We start from the raw sequence: 22,050 nt of genomic DNA, 5'->3' as shown, positions 1-22,050 counted from the left end.
CGCTGAAGTCACAACCTTACGACATCGTGCGTAACGGAAGCCGATATAACGGCCTTTCGCTGTGGTTTTTGGACACGTCAGCGGACATAACATACATAAAAATTAACAGTTTCAGTTTCGCCTCGGCCTGCGAGAAAGCCGCGTCGAACCACAATCTCCCAGGTATTCTACGTGAAAACCTGCCAGACGTGAGACTAAACTCGATATCTTTGCGAATATTTTTTCACGCTACTATTAACCGGCTCTGAGGCAGCGAAAAAGTCGCCCTGCCCACCGGTGACTCCCAGCTCCAACAGCGTTTGCCACTCTTCCCGGGAACGTACCCCGGCAGCAAAAACCTGAGTGGAAGTTTGCTTGCTACTCTCCAGCAGGCTTTGTACAAACAGCTGATTTTCAGTACGCCGATCAATATTGCGCACCAGGCCGGGATGAAGCTTGATCAGCCTGACCTGGAACTGCTTGATATACGCGGTGCTCACTACCGTTAAACCGGCCTGATTCACTGCCACACCACAGCCAAAACCGTAGAGCAATCGGAACACTGGCGTTAAACGGCTGATGTGTTGACACACATCTGCTTCTGCAAGTTCAAATAAAATACGTTTTCTTTGCGATTTAGTACATTGCAGCAGGTTATCACGCAGCCAGTTCAGGAATGAGCGCTGCAATAATGAGTCGAGGGTGAGCGGAATGGCAAGAGTTTCTTCTGGCCACAGTTCGATCAACGTCACAATACGTTTCACCATCTGTCGATCGTAGCGTTCTGCCAGACCCAGTTGCTGAATCACAGGCAGATACTCTGCGGATAACAGCTCTTTTTCACCGTCAAAGATGCGTGGCATCATTTCGCGATGATGCACTTCACCCTTCGCGTTAACGGCCGGTTTTTGATAAAGCCGTGGACCACCACGATTCAGTGTGTTTTCCAGCAATGTGCGCCATTTCACGCTTCCGCGCGCGAAATCCTGCTGTGCCCCCTCGCCCACCGACCAGTTATTCCCGCCCTGTAGTGTGGCGTTACGCGTTGCCCGCTCGGCATTCTCCATCACCTGAAGAGTGCTCTGCCCGCTGTGCCAGCCGCTGATACCAATATGAATCATGTCATCACGATCCAACATTCGCGTTGATGGCAGAGTATCGACCGCTTTAATCAACTGAGAAGCAATACCGTCGGCATCCTTTACGCTGCGATGTGGGAGCAATACGGCGAAGTCACTGCGAAAATAGCGAGCCAGCAGCGCACCGGGATAGCGCAGCACAAAAGTCGACAGCATATTGACCAGCGCAAACAGATAATCCTGCACCTGCACATGGCCCCAGCGCTCACGCAGGCTGTCGAAATCTGGCAAGCGGATCATCATCACCATGCCATGCGTTCCAACGGACTCCGGATCCTCCAACAGTGTGGTGAGCTGATTATCAAAGAACAGGCGGTTGTTCAGGCCGGTGCGGGCATCCTGTGCCGCAAATGCGCGGATCAGCGTATCAATGCGGTTATGCTGCTCTCCTGCCTCTTTCAGATCGGCCAGCAACAGGTCAATTGCGCTGCTGGCTTTAGGCGGCCACTCATGTACTGAACCCGATTTGACCGTAGCGCGTTCTCCTTTGATCACGGCTTCAGCGCGCTCCTCCAGCCGTTCCATTCCTTGTAATTGCTGCTGGAGCCAGCGCCTGGCCTGCCATAGCAATAAAGTCATGATCGCGACCACGCCGATAATTAGCGACAAACTGGTAACCCCCATTAAGGAAGCAAACCAGGTACGGGTGGAGTCGACCCACTGAATATGCAGTGTCATGCCGGGATGTTGCGTCAGCGGAAGCTGTATCTGGCGATAGCGATTAGGTTCGTCTTCCAGGAGGGACGGCTGATGAAGGGTGACCTGAAACAGTTGCGCATTACCGTTGTTCAGTTTAACGCGTTCGATTTGTAACGGATTCATGACCTGACGTAGCCATGCTTCTATCTGTTGGGGGGATTGTGTGAATAACGCGCTATCAACATCGTCCGCCATCCGCTGGATCCGATGTTCTGCCCGCTGGTTACTAAGATAAAAGAAGCTCAGTACGCAGCCCACCAGCATCAGTAACATGGCCAGTGAGCAAAGCAGGGTGATAATCGCAGAAAGTTTGGTGGTTAGTCGCATCCTTGTGCCCATTTGTGTTGCGGGTGAAGAAGACGTCATTAACACTGAACCGCAACCAAAATGTAAATGACCAGGGAAATGTGCATATCTGACAGCTGACGCGGTGAAAAATAACACACCACACACACCGATTGCTTGCCCGGGGTCAGATAATTGTCCATTTCCAGGAGTATAGTCCTGACAGGGCGCTTTTTATTAATGAAACCACTATTTTCAGGAGATTCTCATGCAGGCTCTGGTTCTCGAACAGTCAGAAGGCAAAACCGTTGCTGCCGTGAAGTTCATTAGTGCTGACAGCCTGCCGGAAGGCGAGGTCAAGGTCGATGTGGACTGGTCGGGTATTAACTATAAAGATGCGCTGGCGATTACCGGCAACGGCAAGATTATCCGCCAGTTTCCGATGGTGCCCGGTATCGATTTTGCCGGGAAAGTGCATACCAGTAGCGATCCCCGTTTCCACAGCGGTCAGCCGGTGCTGCTAACGGGCTGGGGCGTAGGTGAAAACCACTGGGGCGGCCTGGCCGAACAGGCACGTGTTAAAGCAGACTGGCTGGTCCCGATGCCAGAAGGCATGGATGGCCGCCAGGCGATGATCATTGGTACGGCCGGGTTTACCGCCATGCTGTGTGTTATGGCGCTGGAAGAAGGCGGCGTGACGCCAGAAAGCGGTGAAATATTGGTCACGGGTGCCAGCGGTGGCGTGGGAAGCACCGCCATCGCACTGCTCAGTGCACTCGGTTATCACGTTGTGGCCGTCAGCGGACGCGAATCAACGCATGACTACCTCAATCAGTTGGGGGCACGCGAGGTGCTGCCGCGCAGTGCATTCAGTTCGGTGGCGCGGCCGCTGGAGAAACAACGCTGGGCAGGGGCGGTCGATACCGCAGGCGATCAGGTGCTGGCCAGTGTGCTGGCGCAGATGAACTACAACGGTGTGGTCGCTGCGTGCGGCCTGGCAGGTGGCTTTGCCCTGCCCACCAGCGTCATGCCGTTTATCCTGCGTAATGTCCGTCTGCAAGGGGTGGATTCCGTGATGACGCCAGCACCACGTCGTCGTGAAGCCTGGAAACGTCTGCTGAAAGTGCTGCCAGCATCGTTTTATCAACAGGCCACTACTGAGGTTCCCCTGTCAGAAGCCGCCAGCGCCGCTGAAAAACTGCTGAATAACGAGATTACTGGCCGTACCCTGGTGCGTATCCGCTAATGCTATGTCCCTCGCTATGATGGCGAGGGATGCCTTTCTCCCAGGAAATTTCATATTTTTTCGCCAGTATTCGCTTAAATCGTGGCACTGCGCCATGCTCAGGGTTATTACCCATACCTGAGCAAGGGTCACAGATGAAAACCATCAACAAACTGACTGAAAATGATGTCACGCCGGAGAGCGTCTTTAATACGCGCCGTCGTACGCTGCTCAAAACCCTCGGGTTGAGTGCGGCTGCACTTTCCCTGCCCACCGCCGCTCGCGCTGATGTGCTGTCATGGTTTAAAGGTAATGACCGCCCGAAGGCGGCATCCGGTAAAGCATTAGAATTTAGCAAACCCGCACCTTATCAGGCAGACCTTGCGCTGACGCCAGAAGACAAGGTCACTGGCTATAATAACTTTTACGAGTTTGGGTTGGATAAAGCGGATCCTGCCGCCAATGCCGGCACATTAAAAACCACCGACTGGAAGATCCAGATCGGCGGTGAAGTTGGCAAGCCGCTCACGCTTGATATGGATGATATCTTTAAGCGCTTTCCACTGGAGCAGCGCATTTACCGTATGCGCTGTGTCGAAGCCTGGTCCATGGTAGTGCCGTGGATCGGTTTCGAGCTGGGTAAACTGCTGAAGGCTGCCGAACCCACCAGCAATGCACGCTATGTTGCTTTCCAGACGCTCTACGCGCCCGATCAGATGCCAGGCCAGCAGGACCGCTTTATCGGCGGGGGGCTGGATTATCCTTACGTAGAAGGCCTGCGGTTGGATGAAGCCATGCACCCACTCACGCTGTTAACCACCGGCGTATATGGCAAAGCGCTGCCCCCACAAAACGGTGCGCCCATTCGCCTGACAGTGCCGTGGAAATACGGTTTTAAAGGTATCAAGTCGATAGTAAAAATCACCCTGGTGAAAGATATGCCCCCAACAACCTGGAATCAGCTGGCAGGCAATGAATATGGTTTCTTCGCCAATGTGAATCCTCACGTCGATCACCCACGCTGGTCACAGGCAACCGAACGTTTTATCGGCTCCGGCGGTATTCTTGATGTCAAACGCCAGCCAACGCTGCTGTTTAACGGTTATGCTGAACAGGTTGCTTCCCTCTACCGCGGGCTGGATCTGCGGGAGAATTTCTAAATGGTGCGCCTGTCGTTAAAACAGATTACAGGCCTGAAGGTGTTGCTGCATCTGGCGGGCTTTTTGCCGCTATTGTGGCTGCTGCTCTCGATTGATCAGGGCTGGTTCAGTGCCGACCCGGCCAAAGATATCCAGCATTTTACCGGCAGAATGGCATTAAAATTTTTGCTGGCCTCCCTCGCGGTAACGCCGCTGGCACGCTACGGTAAGCAACCGCTGCTGATTCGTGTACGCCGCCTGCTGGGATTATGGTGCTTTGCCTGGGCCACGCTGCATCTGGTGAGCTACTCATTACTCGAACTGGGGATCAGTAATCTCGGTCTGCTGGGATCAGAGCTGATCTCACGCCCTTACCTGACACTCGGTATTATTTGCTGGATCGTGCTGCTACTGCTGGCTGTCACATCGTTCCAGCGGGCACAGCGCACATTGGGTAAGCGCTGGCAAACACTGCACAATGCCGTCTATCTGGTGGCTATCCTGGCACCGGTTCATTATCTGTGGTCGGTAAAAATCCTTTCCCCTCAGCCGTGGATTTATGCGTTAATTGCCGCGATCTTGCTGGCATGGCGTTACAAAAAGCTACGTAAGTGGTTGCCAGGTAAATCCTGATTACTGTGTTCCACCCCACATCTTCAGCGATCAACCCTGCCTTTTTAACCGGGTGTGGTTGATCATCTTCGCTGATACGACCAGTATTTAGCTGCTAATTGCGTTGATATCGTTATAATGCCCGACTTCATTCGTGGCCTTTGCCAAATTTCATCTGAAAAGGTGACAAACTGGCTTCGGCGATGTATTTTGTGCGATGCCATTATTATCGCAGGAGATAGCAGCAAGATGACGGATAAGTTGCACGTACTGCTTTTGAACGGCCCCAATCTGAATATGTTGGGAACCCGTGAGCCTGAAAAGTATGGTCATACCACGCTGGCCGAGATTGTCAGCGATCTGACCTCGCAGGCTAACGCGCTTAACGTCACACTGAGTCATCTCCAGTCTAATGCGGAATATGCGCTGATCGATCGCATACATGAGGCGAAAGGCAATGTCGATTATATCGTCATAAACCCGGCGGCATTCACACACACCAGCGTGGCATTGCGTGACGCACTGCTGGCAGTCAGCATCCCGTTTATCGAGGTTCATCTGTCAAACGTGCATGCCCGTGAGCCCTTTCGTCATCATTCGTATCTTTCTGATATTTCTGCCGGCGTGATCTGTGGACTTGGCGTCGACGGTTATTCCTGGGCTTTACAGACGGCAGTCAAACGCCTGTCACCATCTCATTAAACAGAGTACGGAACCACATCATGGATATTCGTAAGATTAAAAAACTGATCGAACTGGTTGAAGAATCAGGCATCGCTGAACTGGAAATCTCTGAAGGCGAAGAGTCTGTTCGCATTAGCCGTGCACCGGTTAACGTTGGTTACCCGATGATGCAGCAGGCCTATGCTGCACCAATGATGCAGCAGCCTGCACTGGCTAACGCTGTCGCTCCGGCTACCGCTCCGGTAATGGAAGCGCCTGCAGCTGCTGAGATCAGTGGCCATATCGTGCGTTCTCCTATGGTCGGTACTTTCTATCGTACCCCAAGCCCGGATGCGAAAGCCTTTGTGGAAATCGGTCAGAAAGTTAACGCCGGTGACACCCTGTGCATCGTTGAAGCGATGAAAATGATGAACCAGATCGAAGCCGATAAATCCGGCATTGTGAAAGCGATTCTGGTCGAAAGCGGTCAGCCTGTTGAGTTTGACGAGCCGCTGGTAGTCATCGAATAACGAGGCGAGCCATGCTGGATAAAATTGTAATTGCTAACCGTGGTGAAATCGCGCTGCGAATTCTCCGCGCCTGTAAAGAACTGGGCATCAAGACTGTGGCAGTGCACTCCACTGCGGACCGCGATCTGAAGCACGTACTGCTGGCAGATGAAACGGTCTGTATTGGCCCGCCACCGTCGGTGAAAAGCTATCTGAACATCCCGGCACTGATTTCAGCCGCTGAGATCACCGGGTCTGTTGCTATCCACCCAGGCTACGGTTTCTTGTCTGAGAATGCTGACTTTGCCGAGCAGGTTGAACGCTCTGGCTTTATCTTTATCGGGCCGAAAGCAGAAACTATCCGCCTGATGGGCGATAAAGTGTCGGCAATCACCGCGATGAAGAAAGCAGGTGTTCCGACGGTGCCTGGCTCCGATGGCCCGTTAACCGAAGATATGGATAAAAACCGTGCCTTCGCAAAACGCATCGGCTATCCGGTCATTATTAAAGCCTCCGGCGGCGGCGGCGGTCGTGGCATGCGCGTTGTGCGCGGCGACAAAGACCTGGAACAATCCATCAACATGACGAAAGCGGAAGCCAAAGCGGCTTTCAACAACGACATGGTTTATATGGAAAAATACCTGGAAAACCCACGCCATATCGAAATTCAGATTTTGGCTGACGGTCAGGGCAACGCTATCTATCTGGCTGAACGTGACTGCTCAATGCAGCGTCGTCACCAGAAAGTCGTGGAAGAAGCGCCAGCACCAGGTATCACTGAAGAGATGCGCCGTTACATCGGCGAGCGCTGCTCGAAAGCCTGTGTTGATATCGGCTATCGTGGCGCCGGCACCTTCGAGTTCCTGTATGAAAACGGTGAGTTCTACTTCATTGAGATGAACACCCGTATTCAGGTAGAGCATCCGGTGACGGAGATGATCACAGGCGTTGACCTGATTAAAGAGCAGCTGCGTATTGCTGCCGGTCAGCCGCTGTCGATCAAACAGGAAGAAGTGATCATTCGCGGTCATGCGGTGGAATGCCGTATTAACGCTGAAGATGCCAACACCTTCCTGCCAAGCCCAGGCAAAATCACCCGCTTCCATGCACCAGGTGGATTTGGTGTGCGTTGGGAATCTCATATCTACGCCGGTTATAGCGTGCCGCCGTACTATGACTCAATGATTGGTAAGCTGATTACCTTCGGTGAAAACCGCGATGTGGCTATTTCACGCATGAAAAATGCGCTGGCGGAGCTGATCATCGACGGAATTAAGACCAACATCGAACTGCAGATGAAAATCATGTCGGACGAGAACTTCCAGCACGGTGGAACGAATATCCACTATCTGGAGAAAAAACTCGGCCTGCAAGAGAAATAATTGGCCCGGGTCAGGCGTGCCTGCCCTCTACAGGAGGGTGCATACCCACCATAGCGTAGGGGGGTCGGGCATGTCTGACCTCTACGGGGGCATTCCCGCCCTATCGTAGGGGTCGGGCATGCCCGACCCGCCAGCAGAGTTCGCTGTATGCAGAGGGGCCGATTATTCGGCCCCTTCTTATTTTGGGGAAGAAACGCATGGAAAAACGTTTTATTCAGTCCCACCGTGAAGCGCGCTGGTCATTCTGGCTGGCAGTGGCTTATCTTGCCTGTTGGGCGCTGTCAGCCTGGCTACCGGACGATGTGCAAGGTGTCACCGGACTGCCGCACTGGTTTGAAATCGCCTGCCTGCTGGTGCCCGGTTTGTTTATTTTTCTCTGCTGGCTGATGGTTCGCGTCATCTTCCGCGATATTCCTCTGGAGGATGACGGTGAAGCTTGACATTATTTTGCCTCTAATTGGCTACCTGTTACTGGTTGCCGGACTCTCTGTGTACGCCATGCGTCAGCGCCGTGAGGGCAGCTTCCTGAGTGAATACTTCCTCGGCAGCCGTTCAATGGGTGGCTTCGTGCTGGCCATGACACTGACCACCACTTATATCAGCGCCAGCTCGTTTATTGGTGGCCCAGGAGCCGCCTATAAATACGGACTAGGATGGGTGCTACTGTCGATGGTACAGGTGCCTGCCGTATGGCTGTCACTGGGGATTTTGGGTAAGAAGTTTGCCATTCTGGCGCGGCGTTATAATGCCGTGACGCTTAACGATATGCTGTATGCACGCTACCGCAGCCCAATGCTGGTCTGGCTGGCAAGTATCAGCCTGCTGGTCGCATTTATTGGTGCCATGACCGTGCAGTTCATCGGCGGTGCGCGTCTGTTGGAAACTGCTGCGGGGATCCCTTACGATACCGGACTGCTGATTTTTGGCATTTCCATCGCTTTGTATACGGCGTTTGGTGGCTTCCGTGCCAGCGTCCTTAATGATGCTATGCAAGGCCTGGTGATGCTGGCAGGCACCTTCCTGCTGCTGTTCGCCGTGATCCATGCCGCTGGCGGGATGCATAAGGCCGTAGAAACCCTACAGCATATTGATCCAAAACTGGTGTCATCGACAGGTGTTGATAACATTCTGACCCCGACATTCCTTGCCTCTTTCTCTGTGCTGGTGTGCTTTGGCGTTATTGGTCTGCCACACACGGCGGTACGTTGCATCTCCTATAAAGACAGTAAAGCCGTACATCTGGCGATCCTGCTTGGCACCGTGGTCGTTGCCGTTCTGATGTTTGGTATGCATCTCGCAGGGGCTTTAGGACGCGCGGTGATTCCGGATTTACAGATCCCGGACCAGGTGATCCCAACGTTAATGATCCAGGTACTGCCACCACTGGCTGCCGGGATCTTTCTTGCGGCGCCGATGGCGGCGATCATGTCCACCATTAACGCACAGCTGCTACAATCGTCGGCAACGATCGTCAAAGATCTCTATCTGCGGATGCGACCGCATCAGCTGGATAATGAACCGCTGTTGAAGCGCTTATCCTCGCTGGTGACGCTGATACTGGGGCTCCTGTTGCTGGTGGCGGCCTGGAATCCACCCGATATGATTATCTGGCTGAATCTGCTGGCCTTTGGCGGGCTGGAAGCCGTATTCCTCTGGCCGCTGGTGCTGGGGTTGTACTGGGAAAGAGCCAACGCGGCTGGCGCACTGAGCAGTATGGTATCGGGTGCGGCCTGTTACACCCTGCTGGCCAGCCTGTCGCTGCAACCCTGGGGGTTCCACCCGATTGTTCCGGCACTGTTACTCAGCTTGCTGGCCTTTATTATTGGCAACCGTTTTGGTCACTCTGACACCCTGGCGACGACTGCCCACACTCCGATTGAATGAAGAGATTATTATGCCTTGGATCCAAATGAAGCTTAATACCACCGGCGCTCAGGCTGAAGAGCTGGGTGATGCACTGATTGAAAATGGCGCCGTGTCGGTGACCTTCCAGGATACCCACGACAATCCGGTGTTTGAACCCTTACCGGGCGAAACGCGTCTGTGGGGTGATACCGATGTGATTGGCCTGTTCGATGCTGAAACTGAGATGCCCGATGTGATTGCCGGGCTGGAACAGCATCCGCTGCTGGGCGCTGGTTTTCACCATAAGATTGAGCAGATCGAGGACAAAGACTGGGAACGTGAGTGGATGGATAACTTCCACCCGATGCGCTTCGGACAGCGCCTGTGGATCTGCCCAAGCTGGCGCGATGTGCCCGATCCTACTGCGGTAAACGTGATGCTCGACCCGGGCCTGGCGTTTGGTACCGGCACCCACCCGACCACCGCACTTTGTCTGGCCTGGCTGGATGGTCTGGACCTGGAAGGTAAAACCGTGATCGATTTCGGCTGTGGTTCCGGCATTCTGGCGATTGCTGCTTTGAAGCTGGGTGCTGCTGCCGCTATCGGTATTGACATCGATCCGCAGGCAATTCAGGCCAGCCGTGACAATGCACAACGTAACGGCGTATCAGAGCGTCTCTCGCTATATCTGCCACACCAGCAACCAGACAACCTTATTGCTGATGTGGTGGTGGCGAATATCCTGGCAGGCCCACTGCGCGAGCTGGCACCGCTGATTAGCGTCCTGCCTAAAACAGGCGGTCATCTTGGCCTTTCAGGCGTGCTGGCCAGTCAGGCTGACAGCGTATGTGAAGCTTACGCGGAAACCTTCACGCTGGATCCCGTGGCAGAGAAAGAAGAGTGGTGTCGCATTACGGGTATTCGCCGATAAAATAACCGGCTGGCGCAGCCCGGATAAGCTGTGTCAGCACGTTCATCACGTCATATGTCTCGAATAACGGCTCAACTGGCGTGATTTATGTTGTTATCCGGGTCACAAAAAAAGAAAAATCTTTGTACACAATTTCGTCGTATTTTTTTAATTCATTGTTTTATATCATTATATTATTAATTCCGCTGCCAGGTACGATGATTCCTTGATCCGCAACAGTGGATTGTTCAAAGTTTGGCCTTTCATCTTCCTGAAAAAATGCGTAATATACGCCGCCTTGCGGACACACTATGGTCACTTTTTTTTCATGCGCATAGGAAATCACCAGCTTCGTAATCGTTTGATTGCAGCCCCGATGGCCGGGATAACAGACAGGCCATTCAGGACCCTTTGCTATGCAATGGGCGCTGGTATGACCGTCTCCGAGATGATGTCGTCAAACCCTGAAGTCTGGGGTAGCGATAAGTCGCGGTTGCGTATGGTACACAGTGACGAACCTGGTATTCGTACCGTGCAAATTGCCGGTTGTGACCCGGAAGAAATGGCGGCAGCCGCGCGCATCAATGCAGTGTCAGGTGCGCAGGTGATCGACATTAATATGGGTTGTCCGGCCAAAAAAGTGAATCGCAAGATGGCAGGTTCGGCACTGCTGCAACATCCTGAGCTGGTGAAGTCTATCCTCTTAGCGGTGGTGAATGCAGTTGACGTACCGGTTACCTTAAAGATTCGCACTGGCTGGGATAGCGACAACCGCAACTGTGTAGAGATTGCCCAATTGGCTGAACGCTGCGGTATTCAGGCCCTGACAATTCACGGACGCACACGCGCGTGTTTGTTCAACGGCGAAGCTGAGTACGACAGCATTCGGACAGTTAAGCAGAACGTATCCATTCCGGTTATCGCGAATGGAGACATTACTGACCCGCATAAAGCCAGAGCCGTACTTGACTATACGGGGGCTGATGCCCTGATGATAGGACGGGCGGCTCAGGGAAGACCGTGGATCTTCCGGGAAATCCAGCACTATCTGGACACTGGGGAGCTGCTGGCACCGATGCCACTGGCTGAAGTAAAGCGCTTGCTCATCGGGCACTTACGGGAACTGCACGACTTTTATGGTCACCGCAAAGGATACCGTATTGCCCGGAAGCACGTCTCCTGGTATCTGCAGGAGCACGCCCCAAACGACCAGTTTCGGCGCACATTCAACGCCATAGAGGATGCCAGCGAACAGCTGGAGGCGTTGGAGGCATACTTCGAAAATCTTGCGTAATTAGAAATAAAGAGCTGACAGAACTATGTTCGAACAACGCGTAAATTCTGACGTACTGACCGTATCTACCGTGAATTCACAGGATCAGGTGACCCAAAAGCCACTTCGTGATTCGGTCAAACAGGCACTGAAGAACTATTTTGCTCAACTGAATGGTCAGGATGTAAATGATCTGTATGAGCTGGTACTGGCTGAAGTAGAACAGCCTCTGTTGGACATGGTGATGCAATACACCCGTGGCAACCAGACCCGTGCAGCCCTGATGATGGGCATCAACCGCGGTACACTACGTAAGAAACTGAAAAAATACGGCATGAACTAATAGCCCTGGCTATCATGTTGTTTCGAAAGCGCTTATCCCTCTTTAGGGCTAAGCGCTTTTTTATTGATAGTCGCATCATCCCTGACGCATACTATGTAGGTGATGTGGAGAATGGGTGAAGATTGACAGGCCTTTTCGCACAAGAAAAATCCCGCTCACCTCTTCCTGTATGCAGGATAACCTGTGTAAACTCACGTGTACTTGAAATTCCTTCGCAGGCCCGCCGCCCTCACCTTCTGAACGCAGTATGCAACATCTCCTGAATGTAAATTACTGCCAAAAATGAGCCGTGGCTAAACCTACGTACTGAATGGGTGTCTGAATGATTGTACCGCTACTGATTGCCTTCATTATGCGTTACAGGTTCTCTGCCCTTAATGCTTAAATGAGTAAATATGAAGCCGTCACAAAAATTCCACAGGGGCTTTCTGCGCCCGCGCTATTGGCTGACCTGGTTTGGTGTCAGTGTATTATTCCTGCTGGTACAGCTCCCTTATCCTGTATTGAACAAACTGGGCCTCTGGATGGGCCGTACCTCCATGCGTTTTATGAAACGCCGCGTCTCGATTGCCCGCCGTAACCTGGAGCTCTGTTTCCCGGATATCGACCCTGAGCAGCTTGAACGCCGTATCGTCGGAAATTTTGAATCTCTGGGAATGGGATTACTGGAAACCGGCATGGCCTGGTTCTGGTCCGATCGTCGAGTGAAACGTTGGTTCAGCGTTACCGGCCTGGAAAACCTTCAGGCTGCGCAGCGTGAAAAGCGCGGGGCGCTGATTATTGGCGTGCACTTTATGTCGCTGGAGCTGGGCGGACGCGCGATGGGTATCTGTCAGCCAATGATGGCAATGTATCGCCCGCACAATAACAAGCTGATGGAATGGATACAGACCAAAGGGCGTATGCGTTCTAACAAGGCGATGATTAATCGCCGTGACCTGCGCGGCATGGTACAGGCGCTAAAACAGGGTGAAGCGGTGTGGTTTGCCCCTGACCAGGATTACGGTCCGAAGGGGAGCGTGTTTGCCCCGCTGTTCGCCGTGCCAGAGGCAGCGACTACCAGTGGCACCTGGATGCTGGCGCGTATGGCGAAACCTGCATTGATCACGGTGGTACTGATCCGCAAAGAAGACGGCAGCGGCTATGAACTGGTCATCCAGCCTGAACTCCAGGATTACCCGATCGAGAATGAACAGCTGGCAGCCGAGTATATGAACCGGGTAATTGAACGCGAGATTATGCGTGCGCCGAATCAGTATATGTGGCTGCATCGCCGCTTTAAAACCCGTCCTGCCGGTGCCAGTTCTCTCTATTAATCCTCCTTATCCTCTTTCTCTCTCACCAGCGCCTCAGGGCGCTGGTTTGCGCAAGACTATTTACATTTAAGTAACAAAAACTGACGCCGCCCTCACACTGCTTCCATATAGTGAAACTAATTGCACTATTTGTGACCATCACGGCTATTTTTGCCCCTTCCTGGTGCGCGATATTAATACTACTTGTAAGAAACTCCCCTTTATTAGCAACGCTTTTCAACAAATTCAGGGCTATGCAAATCTGGCATTACCTTTGCAAAGCAGTGAATGGCTTCGGCCACAGACAGGCAAAGTGCACCAAAGCGTGCGCTAAACATAACAAAACGAATTCGCCACACAGGATGCTTTATGAAAAAGATGATGCTCACGACGATGGTTGCTGCAGCTACGCTGTTTGCGGTTGCAAATCAGGCCCATGCTGGCACGACACTGGATGCCATTAAGAAGAAAGGCTTTGTACAGTGTGGTATCAGCGATGGCCTGCCAGGCTTCTCCTATGCGGATTCCAACGGTAAATTTACGGGTATTGATGTGGACGTTTGCCGTGCTGCCGCTGCAGCCGTGTTTGGTGATGCTGGAAAAGTAAAATATACCCCGCTGACTGCAAAAGAGCGTTTCACTGCGTTGCAGTCGGGTGAAGTCGATATCCTTTCTCGTAATACCACCTGGACCTCCTCCCGTGATGGCGGTATGGGCTTCATCTTCGCAGGCGTAAACTATTACGACGGTATCGGCTTCCTGACCCATCAAAAAGCCGGTCTGAAAAGCGCTAAAGAACTGGACGGTGCCACAGTATGTATCCAGGCAGGTACGGATACCGAGCTGAACGTGGCCGACTACTTCAAAGCTAACAAAATGCAGTACACCCCGGTGACCTTTGACCGTTCTGATGAATCAGCTAAAGCTCTCGATACCGGCCGTTGCGACACGCTCGCCTCTGACCAGTCTCAGCTTTACGCATTGCGTATCAAGTTGGGCAAACCTAATGAATTCATCGTTCTTCCTGAAGTGATCTCCAAAGAGCCTCTGGGTCCGGTTGTACGCCGCGGTGATGACGATTGGTACACCATCGTTAAATGGTCTCTGTACGCAATGCTGAATGCCGAAGAGATGGGAATTACCTCTAAGAATGTTGATCAGTTGACGGCGAAACCATCGACGCCAGATATGGCTCACCTGCTGGGCGCGGAAGGTGACTTCGGTAAAGACCTGAAGCTCGATAACAAATGGGCTTATAACATCATCAAGCAAGTGGGCAACTATCAGGAAGTCTTTGACCGTAACGTCGGTAAAGATAGCCAGCTGAAAATTGCTCGTGGTCAGAATGCCCTGTGGAACAATGGCGGCATTCAGTACGCACCACCAGTACGTTAATTCCCACGATTACAGGGCACCAGGCTTACTGGTGCCCACGCCAGAATGTTCGTTACTGAGGTCTCAACATGTCTCAACGCCCAACCGTAAAAAGGGATTTTTCATTCAGCAATCCTGCGGTGCGCGCCTGGCTTTACCAGATCATTGCGATCGTCGCGGTTCTGGCCGTTGCGGGTTATCTGATTCATAACACCATCATTAACCTGGCAAGCCGTGGCATTACTTCCGGTTTTGGTTTCCTTGAACGTAGCGCTGGCTTTGGTATCGTCCAGCATCTGATTGATTATACTGAAGGGGATACCTACGCTCGCGTGTTCCTGGTGGGTCTCACCAATACCCTACTGGTTTCTGCGCTGTGTATCGTCTTTGCTTCTTTCCTCGGCTTCTTTATTGGTTTGGCCCGTTTGTCTGACAACTGGCTGCTGCGGAAAATATCTAATATTTATATTGAGACGTTCCGTAATATCCCGCCGCTGTTGCAGATATTCTTCTGGTATTTTGCTGTGTTACGCAATTTGCCAGGACCTCGTCAGGCACTGAATGCCTTTGATCTCGCGTTTGTCAGCAACCGTGGGTTGTATATCCCGTGGCCTGAATATGCAGCGGGAACCGGCCCTTTCCTGATTGCAGTGCTACTGGCACTGGTCATCTCGTTCGGTCTGTTTCGTTATAACAAACAGCATCAGTTGAAAACAGGACAACTGCGCCGTACATGGCCTGCGGCTATCGTGATGCTGATTATGTTCCCACTGTTCACCTCGCTGCTAGCAGGCCGCCCAATGCACTGGGATATCCCGGAACTTAGTGGCTTCAACTATCGTGGTGGTTTCGTTCTGATCCCTGAGCTGGCGGCGCTAACGCTGGCTCTGTCGATCTATACCTCTTCGTTTATTGCTGAAGTCATCCGCTCAGGAATTCAATCTGTTCCGTACGGTCAGCATGAAGCTGCGCGTTCTCTCGGCTTACCCAATCCGGTCACACTGCGTCAGGTCATTATCCCACAGGCAATGCGCGTGATTATTCCTCCGCTTACCAGCCAGTATCTCAATATTGTGAAAAACTCTTCGCTGGCAGCAGCGATTGGCTATCCCGATATGGTGTCGCTGTTTGCCGGTACGGTATTGAATCAGACGGGTCAAGCCATCGAGACGATCGCTATCACCATGGGTGTGTATCTCATCATCAGCCTGTCGATTTCGCTGTTAATGAATATCTACAACCGCAAAATCGCCCTCATTGAGCGCTAAGAGAACGGGATTATGACGACTGTTACCACTCATGACACGCCCACCGTACCAACCAGCACATTGTCACGTGCCGTGTTGTGGGCACGAAGAAATCTGTTCTCAAGCCTGGGTAACTCACTGCTGACGCTGTTCTGCCTCTGGGTCATCTGGGCCGTTATCCCTCCAGCGCTGAACTGGCTGGTGTTCCAGGCTAACTGGATGGGTGAAACGCGTGCTGACTGTACTAAAGAAGGTGCATGTTGGGTGTTTATCCATGCGCGTTTTGGCCAGTTTATGTATGGATTGTATCCCCACGAATTGCGCTGGCGTATCAACCTTGCGCTGGTGATCGGTCTGCTGTCGATTGTACCGATGTTCCTTAAAAGGCTGCCGCGTCGGGGCACTTATATCGCCGCCTGGGCTGTCATTTACCCCATTGTTGTCTGGTTCTTGCTGTATGGCGGCTATCTGGGGCTGGAACGTGTCGAAACCCGTCAGTGGGGCGGGCTGACCCTGACGCTGATTATTGCGTCTGTGGGGATCGCAGGCGCCTTACCTTTAGGCATCCTGCTGGCACTCGGTCGCCGTTCGCAGATGCCGGTGGTGCGCACGCTATGCGTCCTTTTCATTGAGTTCTGGCGGGGTGTGCCGCTGATCACCGTGCTGTTTATGTCTTCGGTGATGTTGCCGCTGTTTATGGCTGAGGGCAGCTCTATCGATAAGCTCATTCGTGCGCTGGTCGGGGTGATTCTGTTCCAGTCGGCTTATGTGGCAGAAGTGGTGCGTGGTGGCCTGCAGGCATTGCCTAAAGGGCAATATGAAGCTGCCGAATCACTGGCTTTAGGCTATTGGAAAACCCAGGGGCTGGTGATTCTGCCTCAGGCATTAAAGCTGGTTATTCCTGGACTCGTTAACACCATCATTGCTCTGTTTAAAGATACCAGCCTGGTGATCATCATCGGTCTGTTTGATCTCTTCAGCAGCGTGCAGCAGGCCACCGTCGACCCAGCCTGGCTGGGGATGTCCACCGAGGGTTATGTCTTTGCTGCTTTGGTCTACTGGATTTTTTGTTTCAGCATGTCGCGCTATAGCCAGTATCTGGAAAAGCGCTTCCACACCGGGCGTACACCGCACTGAGGTTTAAAATGACTCAAATTATTACCCCATCTGACGACGCGATGATGATTACGCTCGAAAATGTGAACAAATGGTACGGACAGTTTCACGTACTGAAAGACATTAACCTGAAGGTTAAACCCCGTGAACGCATCGTTCTTTGCGGTCCTTCCGGCTCCGGGAAATCGACAACGATCCGCTGCATTAATCATCTGGAAGAGCATCAAAAGGGGCGTATCGTCGTCGATGGTACGTTACTTAACGACGATCTTCGCAATATTGAACGTGTCCGTACCGAAGTCGGGATGGTGTTTCAACATTTCAATCTGTTCCCGCATCTGAGTGTTTTACAAAACTGTACTCTCGCGCCTATCTGGGTTCGTAAAACCCCGAAGAAAGAGGCCGAAGAACTGGCGATGCATTATCTTGAGCGTGTACGTATTGCCGAGCATGCGCATAAATTTCCGGGGCAGCTTTCCGGTGGTCAGCAGCAGCGCGTTGCGATTGCACGTTCATTATGTATGAAGCCGAAAATTATGCTGTTCGATGAACCCACGTCCGCGCTCGATCCGGAAATGGTGAAGGAAGTGCTGGATACCATGATTGGCCTGGCAGAAGACGGCATGACAATGCTGTGTGTGACTCACGAAATGGGCTTCGCCCGTACCGTGGCAGACCGGGTGATCTTTATGGATCGTGGTGAGATAGTGGAGGAAGCCCCTCCGCAAGAGTTCTTCGCTAATCCTAAGTCTGAACGTACCCGAGCCTTCCTGTCTCAGGTAATACACTGATTTATAGGTATAAATAATGTCATCATGCCCTGCCAGCTTATCGGTGGGGCTTTTTTATGCCCCAACAAAAGCCCTATGCGAAAGCATAAGGTTTATCCAGTGAAGAGTCGCTCACCGACAAACAGCAGACGAAAAAAAACCCCGGCCTTTCGGTCGGGGTTCTTTCTTTGTTTGATGCCTGGCAGTTCCCTACTCTCGCATGGGGAGACCCCACACTACCATCGGCGCTACGGCGTTTCACTTCTGAGTTCGGCATGGGGTCAGGTGGGACCACCGCGCTAAAGCCGCCAGGCAAATTCTTGATTTACCGAACTCACGCTTTATTACTGGTGCTGATACCCAGAGTCGAACTGGGGACCTCACCCTTACCAAGGGTGCGCTCTACCAACTGAGCCATATCAGCACACTTAATTTTAAAGGGCGACACGTATGTCGCCCTTTGTTGTTTGATGCCTGGCAGTTCCCTACTCTCGCATGGGGAGACCCCACACTACCATCGGCGCTACGGCGTTTCACTTCTGAGTTCGGCATGGGGTCAGGTGGGACCACCGCGCTAAAGCCGCCAGGCAAATTCTTTGTGCTCTGTCCTGTGTCTTTTGTGCTCTGACTGCGTTGCCTGCGCTCGTAAGCTCAGTCACATACTTATGTATGCTCCTTCCCTCACTTCACTGGCCGCCTTGTCACAGCGCAAAATCCTTCGGACTTAATTCCGGTAACAAGCTGAAAATCTCTTTTGCGTCTCTCTAACGCCACCAGAACGCTTCTGGCGTTGTAAGGTTAAGCCTCACGGGTCATTAGTACCGGTTAGCTCAACGCATCGCTGCGCTTACACACCCGGCCTATCAACGTCGTAGTCTTCAACGTCCCTTCAGGGGTCTCAAGGACCCAGGGAGAATTCATCTCGAGGCAAGTTTCGCGCTTAGATGCTTTCAGCGCTTATCTTTTCCGCACTTAGCTACCGGGCAATGCCATTGGCATGACAACCCGAACACCAGTGGTGCGTTCACTCCGGTCCTCTCGTACTAGGAGCAACCCCTCTCAATTCTCCAGCGCCCACGGCAGATAGGGACCGAACTGTCTCACGACGTTCTAAACCCAGCTCGCGTACCACTTTAAACGGCGAACAGCCGTACCCTTGGGACCTACTTCAGCCCCAGGATGTGATGAGCCGACATCGAGGTGCCAAACACCGCCGTCGATATGAACTCTTGGGCGGTATCAGCCTGTTATCCCCGGAGTACCTTTTATCCGTTGAGCGATGGCCCTTCCATTCAGAACCACCGGATCACTATGACCTGCTTTCGCACCTGCTCGAGCCGTCACTCTCGCAGTCAAGCTAGCTTATGCCATTGCACTAACCTCACGATGTCCGACCGTGATTAGCTAACCTTCGTGCTCCTCCGTTACTCTTTAGGAGGAGACCGCCCCAGTCAAACTACCCACCAGACACTGTCCCCACGCCGGATCACGGCGCCAGGTTAGAACATCAAACGTTAAAGGGTGGTATTTCAAGGTTGGCTCCACGCAGACTGGCGTCCACGCTTCAAAGCCTCCCACCTATCCTACACATCAAGGCTCAATGTTCAGTGTCAAGCTGTAGTAAAGGTTCACGGGGTCTTTCCGTCTTGCCGCGGGTACACTGCATCTTCACAGCGAGTTCAATTTCACTGAGTCTCGGGTGGAGACAGCCTGGCCATCATTACGCCATTCGTGCAGGTCGGAACTTACCCGACAAGGAATTTCGCTACCTTAGGACCGTTATAGTTACGGCCGCCGTTTACCGGGGCTTCGATCAAGAGCTTCTCCTTGCGGATAACCCCATCAATTAACCTTCCGGCACCGGGCAGGCGTCACACCGTATACGTCCACTTTCGTGTTTGCACAGTGCTGTGTTTTTAATAAACAGTTGCAGCCAGCTGGTATCTTCGACTGCCTTCAGCTCCAGGAGCAAGTCCCTTCACCTACCGACAGCGTGCCTTCTCCCGAAGTTACGGCACCATTTTGCCTAGTTCCTTCACCCGAGTTCTCTCAAGCGCCTTGGTATTCTCTACCTGACCACCTGTGTCGGTTTGGGGTACGATTCAATGTTACCTGATGCTTAGAGGCTTTTCCTGGAAGCAGGGCATTTGTTACTTCAGCACCGTAGTGCCTCGTCATCACGCCTCAGCCTTAAAGAGTTCCGGATTTGCCTGGAACTCAAGCCTACACGCTTAAACCGGGACAACCGTCGCCCGGCTAACATAGCCTTCTCCGTCCCCCCTTCGCAGTAACACCGAGTACAGGAATATTAACCTGTTTCCCATCGACTACGCCTTTCGGCCTCGCCTTAGGGGTCGACTCACCCTGCCCCGATTAACGTTGGACAGGAACCCTTGGTCTTCCGGCGAGCGGGCTTTTCACCCGCTTTATCGTTACTTATGTCAGCATTCGCACTTCTGATACCTCCAGCAAACCTCACAGTTCACCTTCGACGGCTTACAGAACGCTCCCCTACCCAACAATACTTGCGTATCGCTGCCGCAGCTTCGGTGCATGGTTTAGCCCCGTTACATCTTCCGCGCAGGCCGACTCGACCAGTGAGCTATTACGCTTTCTTTAAATGATGGCTGCTTCTAAGCCAACATCCTGGCTGTCTGTGCCTTCCCACATCGTTTCCCACTTAACCATGACTTTGGGACCTTAGCTGGCGGTCTGGGTTGTTTCCCTCTTCACGACGGACGTTAGCACCCGCCGTGTGTCTCCCGTGATAACATTCTTCGGTATTCGCAGTTTGCATCGGGTTGGTAAGCCGGGATGGCCCCCTAGCCGAAACAGTGCTCTACCCCCGAAGATGAGTTCACGAGGCGCTACCTAAATAGCTTTCGGGGAGAACCAGCTATCTCCCGGTTTGATTGGCCTTTCACCCCCAGCCACAAGTCATCCGCTAATTTTTCAACATTAGTCGGTTCGGTCCTCCAGTTAGTGTTACCCAACCTTCAACCTGCCCATGGCTAGATCACCGGGTTTCGGGTCTATACCCTGCAACTTAACGCCCAGTTAAGACTCGGTTTCCCTGCGGCTCCCCTATACGGTTAACCTTGCTACAGAATATAAGTCGCTGACCCATTATACAAAAGGTACGCAGTCACCTAACAAGTAGGCTCCCACTGCTTGTACGTACACGGTTTCAGGTTCTGTTTCACTCCCCTCGCCGGGGTTCTTTTCGCCTTTCCCTCACGGTACTGGTTCACTATCGGTCAGTCAGGAGTATTTAGCCTTGGAGGATGGTCCCCCCATATTCAGACAGGATGTCACGTGTCCCGCCCTACTCATCGAACTCACAGTAGGTGCATTTTTGTGTACGGGAGTATCACCCTGTACCCTGCGACTTTCCAGACGCTTCCACTAATGCACAAACTGATTCAGGTTCTGGGCTGTTCCCCGTTCGCTCGCCGCTACTGGGGGAATCTCGGTTGATTTCTTTTCCTCGGGGTACTTAGATGTTTCAGTTCCCCCGGTTCGCCTCATGCCACTATGTATTCATGACATGATAGTGTGTCGAAACACACTGGGTTTCCCCATTCGGGTATCGTCGGTTGTTGCGGTTCATATCACCTTACCGACGCTTATCGCAGATTAGCACGCCCTTCATCGCCTCTGACTGCCTAGGCATCCACCGTGTACGCTTAGTCGCTTAACCTCACAACCCACAAGCGTCCCGAAGAACACATTGCTGTTGTAAGCATTTGAGAGACTCGAACATATCGTTAATTTCATTCTTATTACGGAGAATGAAAACGACATGTCGTTTCAATTTTCAGCTTGTTCCGGATTGTTAAAGAGCATAATACTTCGCAGCATACTGTTATCCAGCACACTCTGAAGTATTTTATTTAGAAAAACAGTATGGTGGAGCTAAGCGGGATCGAACCGCTGACCTCCTGCGTGCAAGGCAGGCGCTCTCCCAGCTGAGCTATAGCCCCATACAGTCTTACAGAAACCTTTTACTACCATTACATTCCAGCGAAGAAATGTAATTTGTGCTCAGGCAAGGCATGCAGGAGGGAAGTTTACTTTGGTAAACGACCGAATGCATAACGCCGCATGAGTGCAAATTTGGTAGGCCTGAGTGGACTTGAACCACCGACCTCACCCTTATCAGGGGTGCGCTCTAACCACCTGAGCTACAAGCCTGTAGAGGTTTTTCTGCTCGTTACTTTTTCATCAGACAATCTGTGTGGACAC

General features: G+C 52.4%; 17 protein-coding genes, 3 tRNA genes and 3 rRNA genes. 16 read left to right on the top strand and 7 right to left on the bottom strand.

The window, feature by feature from the left end; translation table 11 throughout:
* Window positions 1–194: 194 nt before the first annotated feature.
* Entirely contained in the window at window positions 195–2,144 is a 1,950-nt protein-coding gene (gene csrD / locus LJN55_RS02355) for an RNase E specificity factor CsrD (protein WP_227535607.1), read from the bottom strand.
* Window positions 2,145–2,370: 226 nt separating this feature from the next.
* On the opposite strand from csrD, the gene acuI reads away from it, so the two are divergent.
* From acuI to LJN55_RS02275, 16 genes are all read left to right on the top strand, one after another.
* Window positions 2,371–3,348, top strand: coding sequence for an acrylyl-CoA reductase (NADPH) (gene acuI, locus LJN55_RS02350; RefSeq protein ID WP_227535606.1), 978 nt, complete (start codon window positions 2,371–2,373; stop codon window positions 3,346–3,348).
* A 134-nt stretch (window positions 3,349–3,482) separates the two neighbouring features.
* A complete protein-coding gene (msrP, locus tag LJN55_RS02345) occupies window positions 3,483–4,487 on the top strand; it encodes a protein-methionine-sulfoxide reductase catalytic subunit MsrP (RefSeq protein ID WP_227535605.1) in 1,005 nt (334 codons plus the stop codon).
* Between the two features lie 3 nt (window positions 4,488–4,490).
* On the top strand, window positions 4,491–5,099 hold the full coding sequence (gene msrQ / locus LJN55_RS02340; RefSeq protein ID WP_171148947.1) for a protein-methionine-sulfoxide reductase heme-binding subunit MsrQ: 609 nt from the start codon (window positions 4,491–4,493) through the stop codon (window positions 5,097–5,099).
* 228 nt (window positions 5,100–5,327) lie between these two features.
* Complete coding sequence (aroQ, locus tag LJN55_RS02335) at window positions 5,328–5,780, top strand: type II 3-dehydroquinate dehydratase (protein ID WP_133844175.1); 453 nt, start codon at window positions 5,328–5,330, stop codon at window positions 5,778–5,780.
* Window positions 5,781–5,800: 20 nt separating this feature from the next.
* Window positions 5,801–6,271, top strand: a complete 471-nt coding sequence (gene accB / locus LJN55_RS02330) for an acetyl-CoA carboxylase biotin carboxyl carrier protein (RefSeq protein WP_133844177.1) — start codon at window positions 5,801–5,803, stop codon at window positions 6,269–6,271.
* 11 nt (window positions 6,272–6,282) lie between these two features.
* A complete protein-coding gene (gene accC, locus LJN55_RS02325) occupies window positions 6,283–7,632 on the top strand; it encodes an acetyl-CoA carboxylase biotin carboxylase subunit (protein WP_133844179.1) in 1,350 nt (449 codons plus the stop codon).
* Between the two features lie 197 nt (window positions 7,633–7,829).
* Window positions 7,830–8,072, top strand: a complete 243-nt coding sequence (locus LJN55_RS02320; RefSeq protein ID WP_227535604.1) for a YhdT family protein — start codon at window positions 7,830–7,832, stop codon at window positions 8,070–8,072.
* Window positions 8,062–9,516, top strand: a complete 1,455-nt coding sequence (gene panF, locus LJN55_RS02315; protein ID WP_133844183.1) for a sodium/pantothenate symporter — start codon at window positions 8,062–8,064, stop codon at window positions 9,514–9,516. The genes LJN55_RS02320 and panF overlap by 11 nt, the downstream gene beginning before the upstream one ends.
* A 10-nt stretch (window positions 9,517–9,526) precedes the next feature.
* Entirely contained in the window at window positions 9,527–10,408 is an 882-nt protein-coding gene (prmA, locus tag LJN55_RS02310) for a 50S ribosomal protein L11 methyltransferase (protein ID WP_133844185.1), read from the top strand.
* 307 nt (window positions 10,409–10,715) lie between these two features.
* The gene (gene dusB / locus LJN55_RS02305) at window positions 10,716–11,681 is read left to right on the top strand and encodes a tRNA dihydrouridine synthase DusB (protein WP_133844187.1); all 966 of its coding nucleotides are present in this window, start codon (window positions 10,716–10,718) and stop codon (window positions 11,679–11,681) included.
* Between the two features lie 25 nt (window positions 11,682–11,706).
* The gene (gene fis, locus LJN55_RS02300) at window positions 11,707–12,003 is read left to right on the top strand and encodes a DNA-binding transcriptional regulator Fis (protein WP_000462905.1); all 297 of its coding nucleotides are present in this window, start codon (window positions 11,707–11,709) and stop codon (window positions 12,001–12,003) included.
* Window positions 12,004–12,398: 395 nt separating this feature from the next.
* Window positions 12,399–13,319: a kdo(2)-lipid IV(A) palmitoleoyltransferase gene (lpxP, locus tag LJN55_RS02295; RefSeq protein ID WP_133844189.1), complete on the top strand. Its 921-nt coding sequence runs from the start codon at window positions 12,399–12,401 to the stop codon at window positions 13,317–13,319.
* A gap of 348 nt (window positions 13,320–13,667) precedes the next feature.
* Window positions 13,668–14,693, top strand: coding sequence for an amino acid ABC transporter substrate-binding protein (locus LJN55_RS02290; RefSeq protein WP_133844191.1), 1,026 nt, complete (start codon window positions 13,668–13,670; stop codon window positions 14,691–14,693).
* Between the two features lie 68 nt (window positions 14,694–14,761).
* Complete coding sequence (locus LJN55_RS02285) at window positions 14,762–15,940, top strand: amino acid ABC transporter permease (protein WP_133844193.1); 1,179 nt, start codon at window positions 14,762–14,764, stop codon at window positions 15,938–15,940.
* Window positions 15,941–15,952: 12 nt separating this feature from the next.
* Window positions 15,953–17,056, top strand: coding sequence for an amino acid ABC transporter permease (locus LJN55_RS02280; protein ID WP_133844195.1), 1,104 nt, complete (start codon window positions 15,953–15,955; stop codon window positions 17,054–17,056).
* Window positions 17,057–17,064: 8 nt separating this feature from the next.
* Window positions 17,065–17,826 (top strand): amino acid ABC transporter ATP-binding protein, encoded by a 762-nt coding sequence (locus LJN55_RS02275; RefSeq protein WP_133844197.1) that lies wholly within the window; start codon window positions 17,065–17,067, stop codon window positions 17,824–17,826.
* A gap of 176 nt (window positions 17,827–18,002) precedes the next feature.
* Here LJN55_RS02275 and rrf (LJN55_RS02270) read toward each other — a convergent pair.
* From rrf (LJN55_RS02270) to LJN55_RS02245, 6 genes are all read right to left on the bottom strand, one after another.
* A 5S ribosomal RNA gene (gene rrf, locus LJN55_RS02270) occupies window positions 18,003–18,118 on the bottom strand.
* Between the two features lie 35 nt (window positions 18,119–18,153).
* Window positions 18,154–18,229, bottom strand: a tRNA-Thr gene (locus LJN55_RS02265).
* Between the two features lie 48 nt (window positions 18,230–18,277).
* A 5S ribosomal RNA gene (gene rrf, locus LJN55_RS02260) occupies window positions 18,278–18,393 on the bottom strand.
* 206 nt (window positions 18,394–18,599) lie between these two features.
* Window positions 18,600–21,505, bottom strand: a 23S ribosomal RNA gene (locus LJN55_RS02255).
* Between the two features lie 207 nt (window positions 21,506–21,712).
* A tRNA-Ala gene (locus LJN55_RS02250) sits at window positions 21,713–21,788 on the bottom strand.
* A 134-nt stretch (window positions 21,789–21,922) separates the two neighbouring features.
* Window positions 21,923–21,999: transfer RNA gene (locus LJN55_RS02245), tRNA-Ile, on the bottom strand.
* Window positions 22,000–22,050: the final 51 nt, after the last annotated feature.

Source organism: Erwinia rhapontici, assembly GCF_020683125.1.
Classification (GTDB): Bacteria; Pseudomonadota; Gammaproteobacteria; order Enterobacterales; family Enterobacteriaceae; genus Erwinia; species Erwinia rhapontici.
The sequence above is the reverse complement of the archived record's forward strand: the minus strand, read 5'-3'. Positions and strand labels throughout refer to the sequence as shown.